20 protein-coding genes and 1 pseudogene are annotated in these 18507 nt (G+C 51.1%); 11 read left to right on the forward strand and 10 right to left on the reverse strand.

What is annotated here, in order from left to right; translation table 11 throughout:
* Positions 1-16: 16 nt before the first annotated feature.
* The gene (gene orn, locus ACO0K9_RS11445; RefSeq protein WP_422984896.1) at positions 17-604 is read right to left on the reverse strand and encodes an oligoribonuclease; all 588 of its coding nucleotides are present in this window, start codon (positions 602-604) and stop codon (positions 17-19) included.
* Between the two features lie 42 nt (positions 605-646).
* Here orn and ACO0K9_RS11450 point away from each other — a divergent pair, with 42 nt between their 5' ends.
* The 5 genes and pseudogenes from ACO0K9_RS11450 to rsgA (ACO0K9_RS11470) all read left to right on the forward strand — a co-directional run.
* Complete coding sequence (locus ACO0K9_RS11450; RefSeq protein WP_422984898.1) at positions 647-1906, forward strand: M48 family metallopeptidase; 1260 nt, start codon at positions 647-649, stop codon at positions 1904-1906.
* Between the two features lie 10 nt (positions 1907-1916).
* On the forward strand, positions 1917-2267 hold the full coding sequence (locus tag ACO0K9_RS11455) for a 4a-hydroxytetrahydrobiopterin dehydratase (protein ID WP_422984900.1): 351 nt from the start codon (positions 1917-1919) through the stop codon (positions 2265-2267).
* Positions 2267-3172, forward strand: coding sequence for a ribosome small subunit-dependent GTPase A (rsgA, locus tag ACO0K9_RS11460; RefSeq protein ID WP_422984902.1), 906 nt, complete (start codon positions 2267-2269; stop codon positions 3170-3172). The genes ACO0K9_RS11455 and rsgA (ACO0K9_RS11460) overlap by 1 nt, the downstream gene beginning before the upstream one ends.
* Positions 3173-3363: 191 nt before the next feature.
* Positions 3364-4128 carry a substrate-binding periplasmic protein gene (locus tag ACO0K9_RS11465; RefSeq protein ID WP_422984904.1) on the forward strand — a complete coding sequence of 255 codons (765 nt, stop codon included), beginning with the start codon at positions 3364-3366 and terminating at the stop codon, positions 4126-4128.
* Positions 4129-4156: 28 nt separating this feature from the next.
* Positions 4157-4462: pseudogene (rsgA, locus tag ACO0K9_RS11470) on the forward strand (GTPase RsgA); the annotation flags it as partial.
* Positions 4463-4608: 146 nt separating this feature from the next.
* Here the strand turns inward: rsgA (ACO0K9_RS11470) and ACO0K9_RS11475 are convergent.
* Together ACO0K9_RS11475 and ACO0K9_RS11480 are read right to left on the reverse strand one after the other, a co-directional pair.
* Complete coding sequence (locus tag ACO0K9_RS11475) at positions 4609-5556, reverse strand: hypothetical protein (protein ID WP_422984906.1); 948 nt, start codon at positions 5554-5556, stop codon at positions 4609-4611.
* A gap of 89 nt (positions 5557-5645) precedes the next feature.
* A complete protein-coding gene (locus tag ACO0K9_RS11480) occupies positions 5646-5801 on the reverse strand; it encodes a hypothetical protein (RefSeq protein WP_422984908.1) in 156 nt (51 codons plus the stop codon).
* Between the two features lie 72 nt (positions 5802-5873).
* On the opposite strand from ACO0K9_RS11480, the gene ACO0K9_RS11485 reads away from it, so the two are divergent.
* Entirely contained in the window at positions 5874-7589 is a 1716-nt protein-coding gene (locus tag ACO0K9_RS11485) for a S41 family peptidase (protein ID WP_422984910.1), read from the forward strand.
* Between the two features lie 249 nt (positions 7590-7838).
* Positions 7839-8183, forward strand: a complete 345-nt coding sequence (locus ACO0K9_RS11490; RefSeq protein WP_422984912.1) for a hypothetical protein — start codon at positions 7839-7841, stop codon at positions 8181-8183.
* A 397-nt stretch (positions 8184-8580) separates the two neighbouring features.
* On the opposite strand, the gene ACO0K9_RS11495 is transcribed toward ACO0K9_RS11490, so the two are convergent.
* Genes ACO0K9_RS11495 through ACO0K9_RS11520 form a run of 6 tightly spaced genes read right to left on the reverse strand, consistent with a single transcriptional unit; the run spans position 8581 to position 13569 of the window.
* Positions 8581-9282 (reverse strand): SIR2 family NAD-dependent protein deacylase, encoded by a 702-nt coding sequence (locus ACO0K9_RS11495; RefSeq protein ID WP_422984914.1) that lies wholly within the window; start codon positions 9280-9282, stop codon positions 8581-8583.
* 22 nt (positions 9283-9304) lie between these two features.
* Positions 9305-9628, reverse strand: coding sequence for a hypothetical protein (locus tag ACO0K9_RS11500; protein ID WP_422984916.1), 324 nt, complete (start codon positions 9626-9628; stop codon positions 9305-9307).
* A gap of 26 nt (positions 9629-9654) precedes the next feature.
* The gene (locus ACO0K9_RS11505) at positions 9655-10797 is read right to left on the reverse strand and encodes an alginate O-acetyltransferase AlgX-related protein (protein WP_422984918.1); all 1143 of its coding nucleotides are present in this window, start codon (positions 10795-10797) and stop codon (positions 9655-9657) included.
* A gap of 9 nt (positions 10798-10806) precedes the next feature.
* Positions 10807-12204, reverse strand: coding sequence for an MBOAT family O-acyltransferase (locus tag ACO0K9_RS11510; protein WP_422984920.1), 1398 nt, complete (start codon positions 12202-12204; stop codon positions 10807-10809).
* A gap of 25 nt (positions 12205-12229) precedes the next feature.
* The gene (locus ACO0K9_RS11515) at positions 12230-12886 is read right to left on the reverse strand and encodes a cell division protein FtsQ (protein WP_422984922.1); all 657 of its coding nucleotides are present in this window, start codon (positions 12884-12886) and stop codon (positions 12230-12232) included.
* Between the two features lie 23 nt (positions 12887-12909).
* Entirely contained in the window at positions 12910-13569 is a 660-nt protein-coding gene (locus ACO0K9_RS11520) for an SGNH/GDSL hydrolase family protein (protein WP_422984924.1), read from the reverse strand.
* Between the two features lie 554 nt (positions 13570-14123).
* On the opposite strand from ACO0K9_RS11520, the gene argF reads away from it, so the two are divergent.
* From argF to ACO0K9_RS11540, 4 genes are all read left to right on the forward strand, one after another.
* Positions 14124-15038: an ornithine carbamoyltransferase gene (argF, locus tag ACO0K9_RS11525; RefSeq protein ID WP_422984926.1), complete on the forward strand. Its 915-nt coding sequence runs from the start codon at positions 14124-14126 to the stop codon at positions 15036-15038.
* Between the two features lie 444 nt (positions 15039-15482).
* Positions 15483-16715 carry an argininosuccinate synthase gene (locus ACO0K9_RS11530; RefSeq protein ID WP_422984928.1) on the forward strand — a complete coding sequence of 411 codons (1233 nt, stop codon included), beginning with the start codon at positions 15483-15485 and terminating at the stop codon, positions 16713-16715.
* Between the two features lie 71 nt (positions 16716-16786).
* Positions 16787-17101: a pyrimidine/purine nucleoside phosphorylase gene (locus tag ACO0K9_RS11535; RefSeq protein WP_422984930.1), complete on the forward strand. Its 315-nt coding sequence runs from the start codon at positions 16787-16789 to the stop codon at positions 17099-17101.
* Between the two features lie 231 nt (positions 17102-17332).
* Entirely contained in the window at positions 17333-17812 is a 480-nt protein-coding gene (locus tag ACO0K9_RS11540) for a hypothetical protein (protein ID WP_422984932.1), read from the forward strand.
* Positions 17813-17945: 133 nt separating this feature from the next.
* Here ACO0K9_RS11540 and ACO0K9_RS11545 read toward each other — a convergent pair whose 3' ends face one another.
* On the reverse strand, positions 17946-18461 hold the full coding sequence (locus ACO0K9_RS11545) for a GFA family protein (RefSeq protein WP_422984934.1): 516 nt from the start codon (positions 18459-18461) through the stop codon (positions 17946-17948).
* Positions 18462-18507 lie beyond the last annotated feature (46 nt).

The raw sequence follows: 18507 nt of genomic DNA on the forward strand, positions 1-18507 counted from the left end.
GTTTGGTGAATACAGCTTATTCTTTAATGAAATGCTCGCGGTAGTATTTCAGCTCTTCGATGGATTCCAGGATATCGGCCAGGGCGGTATGCTTTTGGTGCTTTTTGAAGCCGGATGCCAGTTCTGGCTTCCAGCGGCGGCACAATTCTTTCAGGGTCGATACATCCAGGTTACGGTAGTGGAAGAAGGCTTCCAGCTTGGGCATGCCGCGTGCCATGAAGCGGCGGTCCTGGCAGATGGTATTGCCGCACATGGGTGACTTGCCTGCAGGTACAAAGGCTTTCAGGAAGGCGATCAGGGCGGCTTCGGCATCGGCTTCGGTGACGGTAGAGGCTTTTACACGGTCGATCAGGCCAGAGCGGCCATGGGTGCCCTTGTTCCAGTTATCCATCTTGTCCAGGGTTTCATCGGACTGGTGGATGGCAAATACCGGGCCTTCGGCCAAAACATTCAATTGCGAATCAGTTACCACTATGGCCACCTCGATGATACGATCAGTGTCCGGGTCGAGGCCGGTCATTTCCATGTCCAGCCAGATCAGGTTTAACTCGTTAGGGCGGGCCGGAATAGTGGTGTTTGTTTGAATGTCGGTCGCTTGTGACATAATTCTTCCTTAGCTATTACTTATCGAATGTCACATTTTCCCATGATTTCAGTCGTTTTTTCGGTTTTATTCGTTTCCTTCCTGCTATTGACGCTGGTTTTTCAGTTCTGGCTGGCTTCCCGCCATATCCGCCACATCCTGCGCAACCGTGCCGCCGTGCCTGCACAGTTCGCTGAAAAGATCAGTCTGGCGTCGCATCAAAAAGCAGCCGACTACACCATTGCCAAGACCAAGATGGGCATCGTGATGCAGATGGTGAATGCATCGGTGCTGATCGGTTTTACCCTGTTTGGCGGGCTGCAATGGCTGTCGGTGACCCTGGTCAAGCTGACGGGACCGGGCATGCTGTACCAGATCAGCCTGCTGATTGCGTTTACCCTCATCAGCGGCATCATCGAATTCCCTTTCAGTTATTACTCACAATTTGTGCTGGAAGAACGCTTTGGTTTCAATAAAATGACCCTGGGCCTGTTTTTTAAAGACATGCTGACCAATACCCTGGTGAGTGCAGCCTTGGGCTTGCCGTTGATCTGGGTGATTTTGAGCCTGATGGAAAAAGCCGGCAGCATGTGGTGGCTGTATGCCTGGGTGTTCTTTATCGGCTTCCAGTTGCTGGTGATGCTGATCTTCCCTATTGTGATTGCGCCGCTGTATAACAAGTTCTGGCCGCTGGACAATGAAGAAGTGCGTGAACGCATAGAAAACCTCAGCAAGCGCGTCAGCTTTGCCCTGAAAGGCATCTTTGTCATGGATGGCTCGAAACGCTCTGGCCACGGCAATGCGTATTTTTCCGGCTTTGGTGGCGCCAAGCGCATCGTGTTTTATGACACCCTGCTGGAACGCCTGGCTCCGAATGAAATTGAAGCCGTCCTCGCGCATGAGCTGGGCCATTTCAAGCTCAAACACATCGTCAAGCGCATGGTCGTCATATTTGCGCTGTCGCTGGTGTTTCTGGCGATACTGGGCTTTTTGAAAGACCAGGTCTGGTTTTACACTGGCCTGGGTGTCGACCCCATGCTGCTGGCCCGCAATGATGCGATGGCGCTGATCCTGTTTATGCTCAGCCTGCCGGTATTTACCTTTGTATTTTCACCGCTGAGTTCCATCACCTCACGCAAGCACGAATTCGAAGCTGATGCCTTTGCCGCCAAACATACCAATGCCAGTGACCTGGTCACCGCCCTGGTCAAGATGTATGACGACAATTCATCGACACTGACGCCTGATCCTTTGCATTCGGCGTTTTATGACTCACATCCTTCTGCCTCGGTGCGCATCAAGCACCTGCTGGCGGCACAATAACGGAGACACCATGATCAAGAACACAGATTTGCTGGCGAAAAAATCCCAGCATACCGAAACCGCGCTGGCTGCAGTCAGCCTGCCTGCCTATCTGGCAGCCACACCCGGCTGGACCCAGGACGGCCCGCGCATCGTCAAGACCTACCAGTTCAAGAATTATTACGAAACCCTGTCCTTCATCAATGCGATTGCCTATGTCATCCATGCGGAAGACCATCACCCGGAAATGGTCGTTACCTTTAACCGCTGCGTCATCAAGTTTGACACGCATACTGTGAATGATGGCAAGGGTGGCATTTCAGAAAATGACTTTATCTGCGCCGCCAAGATCGACGCGATTTTTGAGCAAAGCTTTTCCTGATGGCACGTGCACAAGCCCTGGTCATTGCCGCGCATGGCCGTCATTATCTGGTACAAGCCGAGATCGATGGCCAGCAACACAAGCTGCATTGCGTCACCCGTGGTAAAAAAAGTGATGTTTCGGTAGGCGACGTCGTTGAATATGCACTGACCTCCAAAAACCAGGGCGTGATCGAAGCCATCACCGAGCGCAAGACTTTGCTGTACCGGTCTGACCAGTACAAATCCAAAATGCTGGCGGCTAACCTGACGCAATTGCTGATCGTGGTCGCCACCGAACCCAGCTTTACCGATGACCTGGTATCGCGCGCGCTGGTAGCGGCAGAATCATCCGGCATCAAACCACACCTGATCCTGAATAAGGTCGACGTCACCGCATCCCTGCCCAAGGCACGCGAACGCGTCGGCCTGTATGCTGGCCTGGGTTACCCTGTGCATGAAGTATCGGCCAAGACCGACCCCGAAGGCACGCGCCTGTTGATGCACAAACTGATGCAGGGACAAAGCACCATCCTCATCGGCCAGTCTGGCATGGGTAAATCATCGCTGATCAATTTGCTGATCCCCGATGCAGAAATCGCCACCCGCGAAATCTCTGCCGCACTCGATACAGGCAAGCACACCACCACCTTCACCCGCCTGTATCACATGGATGAGCATTCCTACGTCATCGATTCACCCGGCTTCCAGGAATTTGGTCTGCACCACCTCAGCGAAGGCATGCTGGAACGCGCCTTCCCCGAATTCTTGCCCCACCTGGGCCAATGCAAGTTCTACAACTGCCACCACCACACCGAACCCGGCTGCGCCATCCTGGCAGCCATCAAGGACGGCAGCATCTCGACCATGCGGCACGATATGTTTGAACAACTGGTGCATGAATCGAAGCAGACGGTGGGGTATTAACAAGCAACTTGCTTCTTGAGTAGAATGAAATGCCATTGACGCAAACAAATACCAAAAATTCATCTATGCTGGCTACAGCCAGGGCATTGTGGGTATTCCACTTGGTTTGACCATCTATTTCGGTAAAGGTTATACTTGCTTCGAAGCGCGTCAAAAGTTCACTCCAACGAAGCTAGCAACAAGAGAGCAAAATGGATTCTTTAAAACGACGTTTTTTATTCATTTTCCTTTCTGTGGCATTGAGTGCAACGACGTCAGCTGCAGAGCCTACGTTGACCATGCTCGTCGGCACAAGTAATGCACCTAAGATGTTTTTGAATGATGCTGAGAAGCCTGTTGGCTATTTCACCGAGCTTGCACAGTTAATTGGGAGACGCGCAGGCTACAAGGTTGTGATCGTTGCGGTTCCTTGGGCACGGGCAGTGCAAATGGCGGAGCGAGGCGAAGGTGTTATTTGTAGTTTATCCAAGACACCTGAGCGTGAAATGCTTTTTAGTTACTCAAATACCGTTCTTCTCGATCGTGTGGTAATCGTCACCTTAAAGAAAAGAAACATAGTCGCAGCGAGTTTGGCCGATTTGAAAGGTATGACCATTGGTGTAAACCGAGGGTCAAAATACGGTGCAAAGTATATTGAAGAACTTCCGATGGTAAATCTGGATGAAGATAACAGTGGCGTTTCCCGTTTGCGTAAGCTTGTATTAGGTCGAATTGATGCTGCAATTATTCCAGGTGGTGTTGCAGCCGTGACTTTTAATGCAAAAATGGCAGGAATAGACTTTAATGACTTAACTGTACAGAAGACACCTTTAGCGATAGATAAAAATTATTTTGGAATTTCTAAATCACGTCCAGACGCGAGTGATGTGTTAGGGCATCTTAATGCTGCAATTGATGCATCCATCGCAGACGGAAGCATCGAGGCAATAATGAATAATTATGGTGGTATGCCTTAACTGTAACGGCTCGCGTTTGAAACCGGTCGCGCTCGACACAGGCAAGCACACCACCACCTTCACCCGCCTGCACCACATGGATGAGCATTCCTGCGCGATCGACTCACCCGGCTTCCAGGAATTTGGTCTGCACCACCTCAGCGAAGGCATGCTGGAACGCGCCTTTCCCGAATTCTTGCCCCACCTGGGCAAGTGCAAGTTCTACAACTGCCACCACCACACCGAACCTGGCTGCGCTATCCTGGCAGCCATCAAGGACGGCATCATCTCCACCATGCGGCACGATATGTTTGAACAACTGGTGCATGAATCGAAGCAGACGGTGGGGTATTAGCGAGCTGTAGCAATACGCCCATTGGGTGTGGCAGTGAAAAGAATACAATTGATGCCATGTACCGACAATTACTTTGACAAACGCCGGCAACGCTGAACGGCAAGCAAACACGTTTCACTTCCAGTTCAACGCGTACAACACACCAGTCATTTTTTTTGCTCCATCGCCTTCTTGAATTCAAGGCCCCAATTCATTATTTCTTCCTGCAATTCGACTTCTTTATGGATGAAGTCTTGCACTTTCTTTTTGTGGGCATTAAGCGCGGCAAGATCATCGACATAGTCAAAAACTATTTCGCCGTCCTGGATATGCCATTTTTCTCTTTTTAAAAGTAAGCTGCGCATACTATCCATTTCAGCCACTATTTCATCCCTTATCTTTTTTTCCTGGGCAACACGAGTAGAGGTTCTTCTTACCAACTCATCCCAAAAAGCACGGGCTTTTATTTTTTTATCGTCCGCTAGAACGTCTGCTTGTCCCCATTTGCGGTTATCGTCAAGCATCCATATAAATTTGCGTTCACAATCCCGGAAAATACTTTTTCCTTTTTCGACGATTTCATTCGTCTCCAGCAATTCTTTATCCTTGCTGAGGCGCTCTGGATCAGCGATAGCACTCCATCGTGCATCGTCAAGGTCGTTCAAAAAGCGGCGTTGAATTTCAAAAGAGGTATCGAATATGCCATAAAGGTATTGCTGGAATACTGCATCTTGCTCCCGGCTTTTTAGTGCTTCATTGTGTTTTTTCTCTAATGCAGCTGCTTTTTTTTGCGCCTCGATTGCCAAAGCTTCCGATGCTGCACGGCTATCCATACCTAGCATTTCACCAAAAATAATAGCCAACGAAACAGATAAGAAGACGGCAATCAAAAAAATCCCTATTCTCTTTTTGTATATCAAGATGATCATTATCAGCACGGACCCCAGCAGGATTTCACCCAAATAATCACGCTCAGGAGAAAATGGCGAGACACGCGCCTCAATAAAACCATAGTAGAAATCAGCGGTCACTCCAAAAAGGCAGATAAAAACCAAAGAGACGAACCATACCCTATCCACTTTTTTCATATAGGCGGTTTTACGGTCTTCTTCCATGCTAGGTATCTTTCGTGATGAGATTTCAAGTCAGCAGTTTGCACAAATGCCAGATCGCTGGCAAGTGATCATCATCGTTGACGCAGCAATCACATACCAGGGAAAAGTTTTCCAACCGCTAGCAAAGCAGCCAGCCAGGGCATCGGCAACATAAAACTTCCCCTCGCGACCATGCCTGCCTGACAGGTTTGGACGGCTGGTTCAAGTTTCAGCCCAAACATTATTTCAACAACGTTCTTTTTCATCCTGTACCTCGTTTCAGGCATTTTGTCGCATTACTTCATTTTCAATAAATCATTTCATTTACAATGGAATCCATGACAACATTCTTTGAAAGCAAAGTGATGCACGTGTTTGCGAAAAAAATCCTGGGCTGCCTCATCGTCGCCAGCTTGAACATGATTCCTTCATCCCCTAGCCTGGCACAGACACAAGCAGACAATGCAGCCATGAAGAAAGCGCAGGAATACTACAAAGCAGGTGATGTCGCCCGGCTTGATAAACGTTATGCAGACGCCGTGCAAATGCTGCTCAAGGCGTATGAACTAATCCCTGAATCGTCTGATTTACCGTACAACATCGCCTGCCTGCATGCCCTGCGCGGGGCGAAAGAGGATGCCTTCAAATGGCTGGATGTGGCCATTGGGGCTGGTTACCTGAATGTTGATCACATGCTCAAGGATAGCGATTTTGACAGTTTGCATGACGACCCCCGCTGGCAAAAATCAGTCGACAAGACCAGGCAAGAAGCCGCCCGGCAAGCCCGCCTTTGGTCATCACCCGTGTGGGATAGCGCTTATGTTGAACAATTGAGTGAAGACGAGAGAGTAGCTGGTCTGTCCAAATTCTGGTCTGAAGTAAAATACAATTTCGTCTACACCGACAAGTTGCTGGATCTGGACTGGGATGTCGTCTATCTGCGCTATCTGCCCAAAGTGCGTGCGGCAAAAAGCACGGCTGAGTACTACAAGATTCTGATGGAAATGTGCGCCTTGCTGCAAGACGGACATACCAATGTCATGGCACCAGCCATCTTATACAATGATGTGTGGGGCACCGTACCGCTACGGGCTGCATTGATGGAAGACAAGGTCATTATCACGGACGTGCTTGATCCTGCATTGCGCGAACGCGGCATCTTGCCCGGCCATCAGATACTGCTTGCGGATGGCCAGGACATCAAGACCTATGTCCAGAAAACCGTCGCGCCTTATAACAGTGCATCAACCCCGCAAGACATGGATAACCGGCTTTACAATTATTTGTTGCTGCTTGGTGACCTGGATACGCCGGTAAAAATTCTTGTCGCAGACCCGCAGGGCAAGACCCTTTCCATCGACATCAAGCGCATCAATACCGCAACCCGGCAAAAACTTGCCACACCCAGACCAGCATTCAACTGGCGTATGCTAGCTAATAATGTTGCCTACGTTGAGCTCAATTCTTTTGGTGACAATACTGCTGCCAAAGAATACATCAAAGCCTATGCAGAAATTGCCAAGGCAAAGGCCATCATCTTCGACGTGAGGAAAAACGGTGGTGGCGATACCAACGTAGGCTATAGCGTTTTGCGAACCCTGGGGACACCTGCCTTTGACGGCAGCCATGCCGCCACCCGTGACTACAAGCCAGCCTTGCGCGCCTGGGGAAAAAAGCAAGCCATGCATGACTTTGCCGACAACAAAAACCAAGCTGATCCAGCACGCGCCTATCGCGGCACAGTCATGGTCCTGACCAGTGCCGCGACCTATTCCGCCGCCGAAGATTTTGCCGTTGCCTTTGACAGCATGAAGCGTGGCCTGATCATCGGTGAACCCACCGGTGGCAGCACAGGACAACCATTAATGATCAGCATGCCCGGCGGTGGCAGTGCCCGCATTTGTACCAAAAAAGACACCTATATCGATGGCAAAGCGTTTGTCGGGGTGGGCGTACAACCCGGCAAGTTGATACACACAAAAATAGATGACTTCAGAGCGGGCAAAGATACACAACTCAATGCGGCACTGGCAGAGATTGAAAAAATCAAGTGATGCACGAGGGATACTCTCGGCAGCAGATGAATGCTGGCGGGAGGACTGCAAGCGACTCTTGACACTGAAATATTAAGCCAAAGGCAGATCTCGATGCACGGCATTACCCGTCATGATATATACGTGTTTTTGATACTTTGCCTGACTAGCCCACTTTGGATTCCATGCGGACTAATCAGCTTGGTGCTGCTCGGCATCTGTTGGTTGCTAGTTCAGGTCTCCTTCCTGTCAATAGCAATAATAGTTGTTATGGCAATCAGCTATCCTTTTCTAATAGTCGCCCAGATAAGCAGCTATGCCATCCTCTACTTATTGCGTGAACGCCCACAATCAGACGCCACAGGTTTTAGCTTCTATCGACGTTTTCAAAAGAAGACCGTTCTATGGAATAGTATCATTGTTATTCGCGAAGTATGGGTGCCGTCCGGTGGGTCTGCATTTCAATTTCATTTCCACGAAGGACAGCAATTGCAAATAACCTCCACTAAGGAAACAAGGCAACTGATCACCCAGGCAAAGGAGATAGGGATTCCGATTGAGGAAGATGCTAAATGCAAACACATGAATAGTACAGAGCATACAAACGTCAACTGAAGGGAGTCTACCTCAGACTAACTGAATATGTCATTCCTGATCAGCTATACTTAACTTTAGTTTTTCGGGAAGCATTCCTTTGCAGCATGGATCAACTGCCTATTATCTTTTTCCCCGGTATCAATGGCGATGCCCGTATATTTGCTGGGCAGTGCCAGTCGCGTGGGTGCGAATAGCTCTGCGTATTCGCACGCATGTTGAACGTCAAAATGCCGATAAGCATTTCAAAACCATGTCTGACACGTTCACATTTATTAACCATGTTTCGTCAGGAGTGACAGGGCATTGTCCTTCAAGGGCGCAGATGACTGCTGCTGTCATGCGTGCGAATACGCGGAGCTATTCGCACCTACGCGGGCTTATTTTAGCCTATGGTCACTTAGCCTCAGTCACTCAGTCAGCACTCACCTAGCCACCGCTCGCACAGGTGTGGAATAATATTGGTCGCGCGACCGCGCGCGAATGTGAAGCCGAAAGGCAAGGACTCCATTTCCAGCGCGACCAGCACCTTCTCAGCCCTGCCACGCGCGGACTTGACCAATGAAGCGGCCGGGAAGACGGTCAAGGATGTTCCCACGACCAGCACTTTGGCCGCAGTGGCAATGTGCTGTCTGGCTTCGGCCATGTATTCGACCTCTTCACCAAACCAGACTATATCAGGGCGAAGCTGGGTGCCGTCTTCACATAGCTGCCCCATGGTGATCGGTGCTTCACCGATACGATAGCGCCTGCGGACATCAGATGTGCCACGGGCATAAGCCAGTTCACCGTGTACGTGGATAACCTGGGTAGAACCTGCGCGTTCATGCAGGTCATCGACATTTTGGGTGATGACGACGACTTCATACGCCGACTGCAACTTGGCCAGCGCAATGTGTGACTCATTGGGTTCGGCGCGGGCGGCCAGTGCCCGTCGCTCATTATAAAATTCCAGCACAAGTTCAGGATGGGCTGCCCAACCGGCTGGGCTGGCGACCTCTTCCCATGCGTAGGATTTCCACAATCCATTTGCATCACGAAAAGTCGGCAAGCCGCTTTCGGCACTGATGCCGGAACCGGATAAAACGACGATTTTGTTGGTTTGTATTTCAGGTTTCATACTGCTGGCTTCAATTGAAACATCAAAGAAGCATCAGCCTACCATCAACTGTGCGGACGATGTCAACGCTGTCTTCATCGTAGTCTTGTCTGCACGTATATATCGTACTGTCATCTGGTTTGATGGATATGGCTATCACCTGCATATCATCGCCACTGACCTGGCTTGCCATGGCTTCCACTTTTGGGATGTCTGCCTGAAGCGCGAGGAAGATAGTATCGACCTTTGATAACCGCAATACACGATCGCCCCCTTCCATATATTGAACCCAGATCAGCACGCGACCTATCTGAAATTCATCCCCGTCCGGGTAAGAGTCTAAAGGCTCACTGAGCACACTATTCATTAGCATTCTGAAAATCACCCTCTACATCAAGTCTTTGGACCTAACGACGCCAGCCATTTTTTTTCTGATACAGACAATGGCTTGGGCAGCATGCGTTCTGGCACTTCCCAGACGACGACCTTGGGGGCCTGGGTTTTGAATTCGTTGCTGTTCAGGTAGGCATAGGCAGCACCGTCGAAATCACCGCCATCCTTGGCCAGGTTGGCGACTGGTGAACCCAGGTGCTGGCTGAGGAAGGGCGAGAAATTCGAAGCACGGCTGAAGGACGTGCCCACCAGTGCCACAGTTGGCAAACCAGCGTCGCCAAACAGGTCATCACTGGCCACGGCAACGGGTGCCACTTTGCTGATCTGCGTGACTTCGGTTGCCGGACGCATCCAGGTCGGCAGGCCTTCGAGGTTGGAGACGCGCATCAGGTCGCCTGAACGTTCCACCCTGGATGATTGTATGGCATTGGGGTCACGCGCATCTTTGGGTTTATCGGTCAGATTCAGCGCCTGCAGATACTCTGCCAGGGCTTTGGCGGCAGCGTTGGAGCCGTGCTCGTTCCAGTGTGAATCGCTGCGGTAATAGCGTTCTTCTGCCGTGGCAGCCAGTGCAGGGGTAAAGTCCAGTGCATCGACCTTGCTGTCACCCAGGATTTTTACCCAGTCGTCCACGCGGGTGGCAAAGCTGGCAGGACGATGCAGGCCGCACAAATGGTCGTGTTCGATACGGGTCTTGTCGGGTACCACGGCAACCACCAGTTTGATGCCGCGTTTTTGCAAATCACTGGCGGTCTGGGTGATGATCCTGGCCCTGGCAGCGGCATTGTCGGCAGCATTGGCGAAGGGGGTCAGTTCATCCGTCAAAAACAACCAGTCGGCACAGCCCTTGCGCACCGATACACCAGTATCACCAGCCAGCAGCCAGGTCACGCCACGCTCGATTTTTGCAAATGGTTTGCTGAGCATGAAGTAGTTATTCAATTGCGCAGAAAACTGGCGGGTTGCGTCACCGTCCAGCAGGCGCTTGGGATTATCTATGCCTGCCCATCTTTCAGTAGGCACCGCATTCAGCGAAGTCTGGGTCACAATCAGGCCACCCAGCATGATGGCGGCAAAGGCTGTCACCGGCAAGAAACGGGTCCAGCCAGCCTTTTTGGGATCAAAGTTAAAACATTCACTCATGATCGTCTCCTAAAACTGGAAATACAGAAAGGGAATGGCCTTTTGTCCGGCCAGCACCACAACGGCATAGGCAAAGGTCAGCACTGGCCAGGTCATGCTCCAGCCGACAAAACCCAGGCCGCCGCGTTTGCCAGCTAGTGTGGCGGGATAGACGACGCAGATCAGGCCCAAAACAAAGGTCAGCACGATACTGGGGCGCAATGCGAGGGCAATGGCGTCACCCATGGCGACGCCATGCAGGCCAAACTGACCGGCCAACAAATCCATCGCAGTCGCAAAACTGTCGGACCGGAACACGGTCCAGGCCAGCATCACGACCAGCAAGGTCAGTGTGCGGGACAGGTAATTGGGCATGGATAAACCGCGTTGAGTAAACATGCGGTCACAACACAAAGCCGAGCCGTGGATGATGCCCCAGATCAGGTAATTCCAGTTTTCACCACCGTGCCACAAGCCGCCTATGGCCATCGTCAGCATCAGGTTGACATAGGTACGACCTGCGCCATGACGATTGCCGCCCAGGCTGATGTACAGGTAATCCCGCAGCCAGGATGACAGCGTCATGTGCCAGCGCCGCCAGAAATCCTGTATCGACACGGACAGATAGGGGTTGTTGAAGTTTTCCTGGAAATCGAAACCCAGCATCAGGCCCAGGCCGATGGCCATGGCGCTGTAACCGGCAAAGTCAAAATACAGTTGCAGGGTGTAGGCAGCGCAGCCGGTCCAGGCATCTACCAGCGATGGGTTTTTAAGGCCGAATGCCAGTGTCACGATGGGTGACAGGGTGTCGGCGATCAAGACCTTCATCGAAAAACCGACCATGAAGCGGCGCACACCAGCGGCAAATTTGTCGATGGAAAATACACGTTCGCGCAATTCGGTATCGATGACCTTGTAACGCACGATGGGGCCAGCGATCAGATGCGGGAACATCGCCATATAGGCGCTGAAAGAAATAATGCTGTATTGCGCCGGCACGGTTTTGCGGCGTACATCGACGATATATGAAATCGCATGCAAGACCGTGAAGGACAGGCCTATTGGCAGCATCAGGTTTTCCCACGGGATGGTGGGCATGTCACGACCGGTCAAAATGGTATTGAGCGAATACACCAGCATATTGGTGTACTTGTACCAGACCAGCGAAGCCAGATTCAGCACGATGGCAGCGACCATGATGCGGGTCTTGCTGCGTTCATTGCTGCTCTTGTCGATCAATATGGCTGCAGCCCAGGCCAGCACGGTCAGGACAATGATCAGTACCAGGAACTTTGGCGTCCACCAGGCGTAAAACAGCCAGCTCCCCACCAGCAAGGTGTGATTGCGAAACCGCTGAGGAGTGACCAGGTAGAGGGCAAAGAACAGGGGCAGGAAGAGAGTCAGGAACTCTAGAGACGCAAATACCATGGATCGTACCCGTGCTTAGCGTGGATCAGGAAGTACTGTCACGGACGAAGAAGGTCTGACGTCCTTTTTTGCCCGGCATCACAACGACGCTATAACGTTCACCGGCCTGCAACTGGCCCAGGTCTACTGTCTTGCCTTCTGCTTTCGCATCACACATGGCTTGCGCTTTCAGGCTGATAGGATTCACCAGGCGGCGTTGCACAGTAGCCGGTTTAACGGCATCCAGTATCGGTGTATTTTTGACTGCCACATTCAGGCCAGCGACAGCGCAACTGGTATCCAGGTTCAGCAAAGCGAGTGAAGAACGGCTGGCATTGAAATCTGTCGGTGACTCTTTGATGATGACGGTTTCTATGCCTGTGCCTTTGTTGACAATGGCAATGGTGACAAATTCACCCGGCTTGGCCACGACTTCCACCGCTGTTTTTGCAGCGCCGACCTGTACATTGGCCGCCAGCTTGGCACCGGCCTTGACCGGATAAAAACGGGACACCCTGCCGTCGCCATGGGCTGCCAGCGCCACTTTCGCAGCGCCATTCACCACACTGGCCTTGTCTTCGCTGGCGTTGAGGAAACGCACAAAGGAAGAATCCTGGGCAGGACCGGTTTCATATAAAGGATTGTCGGCATGTGCCGCCATCGCCAACATAGAGCCCAGACAGGCAACGATCAGTTTTTTCATGATTAAGGGTGATCCGGTTTAATTTATTTTTTAATGTTTTGCAAAACGGCTGGCGAAGAAATCGCATTGCCTATCGCCGTACCCCAGGCTTTGTAACCAGCCAAATCAAAATGCTGGCCATCAGACGAAGCCCATTCACCCGGCTTGGACATGTTCAGGGAATCGACATAAGTACAAGGCGCAACGATTTCAGACAGGTAGCCAGACATTTCCTTGGCACGTGCAAAAGTCTTGTTGAACTTGCCGCCTTCAGTGCCCCATGCCGGGCCAACCCAGACGCAGCTCACGGCATTGTTTTTGACACCCTTGGTCAGGCGCGTCACTTGTTGCCAGATCCAGGTCTTAGGCAGCTCTGGCGCGGCATACGATGCCATGGTGTCGCCATTGACGACCACCACCAGATTCGGTTTATAGGTTTTAACCAGTTCATTGAAAGGACGGGTCATTGCGTCCTGGCCGGTTTTCACTTCTACCGGGCCATCCTTGATACGGCTTGCCCCGCCGCATGGTGATTGACTTTTTACCATCCAGTCACCGGCGGCGACGCCGCAGGCACCGAAGGAATACACGACAGCGCCCTTGCTCATCAGATCATCATGCAAAGTCGTGATCAGATAATCGGGGGTCGACATATGGCTATCGCCAATAATCAGGACAGTGAGTCCGGCTAAGAGTGCGCTCATAATTTATCTACTTTTGTTGATTTATTGAATAACAAGTGCTTGTCATACTTGCCTCACTTGCGGGAGCAATTGGAGGTCGCTGTAACAACAAACGCCATCGGTTGCAGTTTCTGGAATCGTTAAATCCTGTTAAATTCGAAATCCATTTTTCTGCGTTTTCTGCAATATATTTGAGTTTAAACAAATCAATCAGCAATGCCAGCTAGTTGACGAAAATTCACAAATTGTGAACTGCATCAAAACGGGAAATGCAATAATTGTTACATATTGAAATTTTTTGGACGGGAAGAAACGCGGAAAAAAGGCGGCAAGCTGGTGGCGAATCATTGTAGGTATGGCAAGGTTTTCAACCCCGAATTCAAAAACCTGCGTAGAATGGGTTGGGTGGTGTTGACCTGACTTGTTCACCTATCTTTTGGCAAGAAAAAAAGATAGGCCAACACCCCCTGGATTTGTCTCTACCCAGAATTTAATATGGGAAAGGCGAATTAATCCCTTATAATGAAGCAGTTATGACAAGCGGCGGCAAGCTTAACTTGCTGCCCGTTTTATTTATGGCTATCAAACATTTCCTGCAGTTCTCCGATTTTTCGCTGTCCGAATTTGAATACGTGATGCAGCGTGCGCGCATCATCAAGCAGCGTTTCAAGGCTTACCAGACCTATCACCCTTTGCTGGATAGAACCCTGGTGATGGTGTTCGAAAAAAATTCCACCCGTACCCGCCTGTCTTTTGAAGCCGGCATGCACCAGCTGGGTGGTGCCGCGATTTACCTGAACACCCGCGACAGCCAGTTGGGCCGTGGCGAACCGGTAGAAGACGCAGGCCAGGTCATGTCCCGCATGTGCGACATCATCATGATCCGCACCTTTGAACAAGAAATGATAGAGCGCTTCGCCGCCAACTCGCGCGTGCCCGTCATCAATGGCCTGACCAATCAGCACCACCCCTGCCAGGTACTGGCCGATGTGTTTACGTATATTGAACACCGTGGTTCCATCACCGGCAAAAAGGTGGCGTGGATAGGCGACGCAAACAATATGCTGTATTCGTGGCTGCAGGCGGCACAGGTATTCAACTTCCGCCTGCATATTTCCACGCCCAAGGGCTATGACATGGACCTGTCGCAAGTCACCGCCGACAAGTCGCAGTACACGATATTTGACAGCCCGTCTGACGCCTGCGCCGGGGTTGACCTGGTGAATACCGATGTCTGGACCAGCATGGGTTATGAAGATGAAAACCAGGCCCGCCTGAAAGCCTTTGATGGCTGGATCGTCGACGAAGCCAAAATGGCCCGCGCCCATCCTGACGCCCTGTTCATGCACTGCCTGCCGGCGCATCGTGGCGAAGAAGTGTCCGCCGGTGTGATCGACGGCCCGCAGTCAGTCGTGTGGGACGAAGCCGAAAACCGCCTGCACGTGCAAAAAGCCTTGCTGGAATTTTTGGTGGTGGGCGAGATTCGCTGATCTTGTTTCAAGCAAGGTAAATTTTGGAAAAGACCTCTCAACACAGAGGCGCGGAGACACGAAGTAAGCACAGAGAAAACCGAAGAAAATCTTGTTATGCTCATCTGATATGGGCCAAAGGAATTGCGACCTGGACAAGGTTTTTATCCAAGCCCAGGTGGCAAAAAACAGGTATCTGTGATTTTGTTGGGCTGATAAAACGTAGCCCAACCTACAAGTTAAGTATTTATATAGCTGCAAATTAATTTAAAGAAACCAGCAGACTCATGCTGACCAAGAATCAACCTGGATTTTCTCCATGTTTTTCCTCTGTGGTGCAGCAGGGAATTCGAATGGCATGCCATTCGCCTGCGGAACGAAGACTTTTTGCAAGAAGTCTTTCCTTCCTCTGTGGTGATCTTTTCGGTTTTAAGTCTTATGTTTTAATTTTTTCGAAAGCACATCATGAGCGATATTAAAAAAGTCGTCCTCGCCTATTCGGGCGGTCTGGATACCTCTGTCATTTTGAAATGGCTGCAAGATAATTATCAGTGCGAAATCGTCACCTTTACCGCCGACTTGGGCCAGGGTGAAGAGCTGGAACCGGCGCGTGCCAAGGCCATCAAGTTCGGCATCAAACCTGAAAATATCTACATCGATGATGTGCGTGAAGAATTCGTGCGCGATTTCGTGTTCCCTATGTTCCGCGCCAATACGATTTATGAAGGTGAATACCTGCTGGGTACGTCCATTGCCCGCCCACTGATCGCCAAACGCCTGATCGAAATCGCCAAGGAAACCGGCGCTGATGCCATTTCCCACGGCGCGACCGGCAAAGGCAATGACCAGGTGCGTTTTGAACTGGGTGCGTATGCCCTGATGCCAGGCGTCAAGATCATCGCCCCATGGCGTGAATGGGATTTGCTGTCGCGCGAAAAACTGATGAAATATGCAGAAGACGCAGGCATAGACATCGACCAGAAACATAAAAACGGCGGCGCGCCCTACTCCATGGATGCCAACCTGCTGCACATCAGCTTTGAAGGCCGTCACCTGGAAAACCCAAGTGCCGAAGCCGAAGAATCCATGTGGCGCTGGACAGTCAGTCCAGAAGCAGCACCCGACCAGGCAGAATACCTGGATATAGAATTTGAACGCGGTGACATCGTCGCACTGAACGGCGTACGCATGTCGCCAGCAACGGTGCTGACAGAACTCAATCGCCTGGGTGGCAAGCACGGCATAGGTCGTCTTGACCTGGTTGAAAACCGCTATGTCGGCATGAAATCACGCGGCTGCTATGAAACCCCGGGTGGCACCATCATGCTGCGCGCCCATCGCGCGATAGAATCCATCACCCTGGACCGTGAAGTCGCCCATCTGAAAGATGACCTGATGCCACGTTACGCCAGCATGATCTATAACGGCTACTGGTGGGCACCAGAGCGCGTCGCGCTGCAAACACTGATCGACCATACCCAGCACACCGTCAACGGCTGGGTACGCCTGAAACTGTACAAGGGCAATGTCATCACCGTGTCGCGCGATTCCAAAACCGATTCGCTGTTCGACATGAACATCGCAACCTTTGATGAAGATGGCGGTGCCTACAACCAGGCAGACGCTGGCGGCTTCATCAAACTGAATGCATTGCGCATGCGTATTGCTGCCAATGCCCGCGCAAAACGCGGTCAGTAATCATTTAGACTTTTATCTATTCCAGACCCGCTCATTGATTTGTGCGGGTCTTTTTTTTGGAGCTATCCTGCATGTCTACCCAATTTGATCAAGTCAACGTCGTCAAAAAAGCCAATCTGTATTTCGACGGCAAATGCGTATCCCACACAGTACTGTTTGCTGACGGCAGCAAAAAAACCATAGGCGTGATCTTCCCATCCAGTCTGGTATTCAACACCGGTGCCGCCGAAATCATGGAACTGAACGCCGGCAAATGCCGCATCCGCCTCAAGGGTGAAACAGAATGGGCTACCTACGAAGGCGGTCAGCAATTCAATGTCCCGGCCAATTCCAGTTTTGAAATCGAGACCATTGATACGCTGGATTATGTTTGTCACTTTGTGTGAGCTGGCAACGCTGAAACAGAAGTTTAATATCTTATAAAAGCGATGCAAATAGTGAACTACATATTCGCATTTAAATGCTGCCATGCGTTCGCATTCATTCTTTCCAGAGGAGGTAAGGATTTTGTTGTGCCAATCAGTGAAGCTATCATCCTCGGGCGTGCGGCAGTCGGCCAATAGCGGCCCGTCGCGAAATTGCCCGCAAGCGGTCATCCAAGTGAGTTAAGGTTAAACATGGCAGAGGAAAAAACACTAGGCGAAATTCTTACCGAGATTAAAGCGGAAAAGGGCGAAGCCCCGCGAACAGAACCATTAGAATTATGGTCGCCTGACGTAGCGATTATGCTGAGTTTCTTACTCACTCCGATCTTTGGCACTTTTATACACATGGAAAACTGGTCAGCTCTACGTGAATCAGGCCGCGCGCGCAAAGCCCGCATATTCCTTATCATTTGCGCCACAGCAGTAGTGAGCAGCGTCATCTTTACGGAGCTCTATCACAACAATGCTTACTACGCCATCTCAAGCTTGGGAATGCTCCTGGTTTGGTACGTTGCAGATGCACGAGCTCAAGTGAAGTACTTTAAGGAACGTGTTGGTAATAATTTTCGCCGCAAATCCTGGTTGCGTGCAATTGCTGTCGCAATGTCGGCCTACATCGCAATGGGGGTCGTCGTCTTGGTTCTGAATGAGTCAGTCTTTCATATCGGGTAGCTATATATAAAAAGTTCTGGCTGACGCCTTCCTGGTTTTTTCGAGCTGCGAAATTGCCGGGTACAATGTCAGGTAAATTCCGCTTGGGGTCACTTTAACAATAAAAAGCCTGCTGACGCAGGCTTTTTCACATTCATAATTTCTTGCGCGCCGCCTGGTAAGCCTCAATCTGCGGCAACAATGCTGCCCGCCGTGCCAGACTGCTGGCGGACCAGTGCTGTGCACGGTCATAGTATTCGGCAAACACTGGTATATCCTCGCCCAGGTTGACCCAGGGCTGTTTGGATTGGGTAAAGATATGCATATCTGGTGGTAAATGATCGGGCTGGTCCAGCGTGCCGACACGCACAAACTTCATCAATGGGCCAGCACCGGCATAATTGCTCCAGACGGCAATGCTGCAACGTGGGCAACGGGCGATTAGTTGCCCGGCACCGCTGTTTGATGGGGTATCGACCATGTCTGGCTCACCACTCAGGTTGTGCACTTGGTCAGCTTCTATCATGGCATTGAGGGCAAATGCCGCCCCGCTTTCGCGCTGGCACCAGCGGCAATGGCAGCAATGCACCACCAGCGGTGTTGTCTGCATGCGGTAGCGGATGTGGCCGCAATCACAGCCGCCTTCCAGAGGAAATACCGATGTCGTCATGATGTCCATCCCGCATAGGAAATGAAGGATGAAATAGCATTAGCGC

The organism is Undibacterium sp. Ji50W (assembly GCF_049340445.1).
GTDB lineage: Bacteria > Pseudomonadota > Gammaproteobacteria > Burkholderiales > Burkholderiaceae_D > Undibacterium.

Bases quoted from the DNA above. Each gene is read 5' to 3' on its own strand.
- orn (WP_422984896.1), bottom strand. From the start codon at position 604: ATGTCACAAGCGACCGACATTCAAACAAACACCACTATTCCGGCCCGC.
- ACO0K9_RS11450 (WP_422984898.1), top strand. From the start codon at position 647: ATGATTTCAGTCGTTTTTTCGGTTTTATTCGTTTCCTTCCTGCTATTG.
- ACO0K9_RS11455 (WP_422984900.1), top strand. From the start codon at position 1,917: ATGATCAAGAACACAGATTTGCTGGCGAAAAAATCCCAGCATACCGAA.
- rsgA (WP_422984902.1), top strand. From the start codon at position 2,267: ATGGCACGTGCACAAGCCCTGGTCATTGCCGCGCATGGCCGTCATTAT.
- ACO0K9_RS11465 (WP_422984904.1), top strand. From the start codon at position 3,364: ATGGATTCTTTAAAACGACGTTTTTTATTCATTTTCCTTTCTGTGGCA.
- ACO0K9_RS11475 (WP_422984906.1), bottom strand. From the start codon at position 5,556: ATGGAAGAAGACCGTAAAACCGCCTATATGAAAAAAGTGGATAGGGTA.
- ACO0K9_RS11480 (WP_422984908.1), bottom strand. From the start codon at position 5,801: ATGAAAAAGAACGTTGTTGAAATAATGTTTGGGCTGAAACTTGAACCA.
- ACO0K9_RS11485 (WP_422984910.1), top strand. From the start codon at position 5,874: ATGACAACATTCTTTGAAAGCAAAGTGATGCACGTGTTTGCGAAAAAA.
- ACO0K9_RS11490 (WP_422984912.1), top strand. From the start codon at position 7,839: ATGGCAATCAGCTATCCTTTTCTAATAGTCGCCCAGATAAGCAGCTAT.
- ACO0K9_RS11495 (WP_422984914.1), bottom strand. From the start codon at position 9,282: ATGAAACCTGAAATACAAACCAACAAAATCGTCGTTTTATCCGGTTCC.
- ACO0K9_RS11500 (WP_422984916.1), bottom strand. From the start codon at position 9,628: ATGAATAGTGTGCTCAGTGAGCCTTTAGACTCTTACCCGGACGGGGAT.
- ACO0K9_RS11505 (WP_422984918.1), bottom strand. From the start codon at position 10,797: ATGAGTGAATGTTTTAACTTTGATCCCAAAAAGGCTGGCTGGACCCGT.
- ACO0K9_RS11510 (WP_422984920.1), bottom strand. From the start codon at position 12,204: ATGGTATTTGCGTCTCTAGAGTTCCTGACTCTCTTCCTGCCCCTGTTC.
- ACO0K9_RS11515 (WP_422984922.1), bottom strand. From the start codon at position 12,886: ATGAAAAAACTGATCGTTGCCTGTCTGGGCTCTATGTTGGCGATGGCG.
- ACO0K9_RS11520 (WP_422984924.1), bottom strand. From the start codon at position 13,569: ATGAGCGCACTCTTAGCCGGACTCACTGTCCTGATTATTGGCGATAGC.
- argF (WP_422984926.1), top strand. From the start codon at position 14,124: ATGGCTATCAAACATTTCCTGCAGTTCTCCGATTTTTCGCTGTCCGAA.
- ACO0K9_RS11530 (WP_422984928.1), top strand. From the start codon at position 15,483: ATGAGCGATATTAAAAAAGTCGTCCTCGCCTATTCGGGCGGTCTGGAT.
- ACO0K9_RS11535 (WP_422984930.1), top strand. From the start codon at position 16,787: ATGTCTACCCAATTTGATCAAGTCAACGTCGTCAAAAAAGCCAATCTG.
- ACO0K9_RS11540 (WP_422984932.1), top strand. From the start codon at position 17,333: ATGGCAGAGGAAAAAACACTAGGCGAAATTCTTACCGAGATTAAAGCG.
- ACO0K9_RS11545 (WP_422984934.1), bottom strand. From the start codon at position 18,461: ATGACGACATCGGTATTTCCTCTGGAAGGCGGCTGTGATTGCGGCCAC.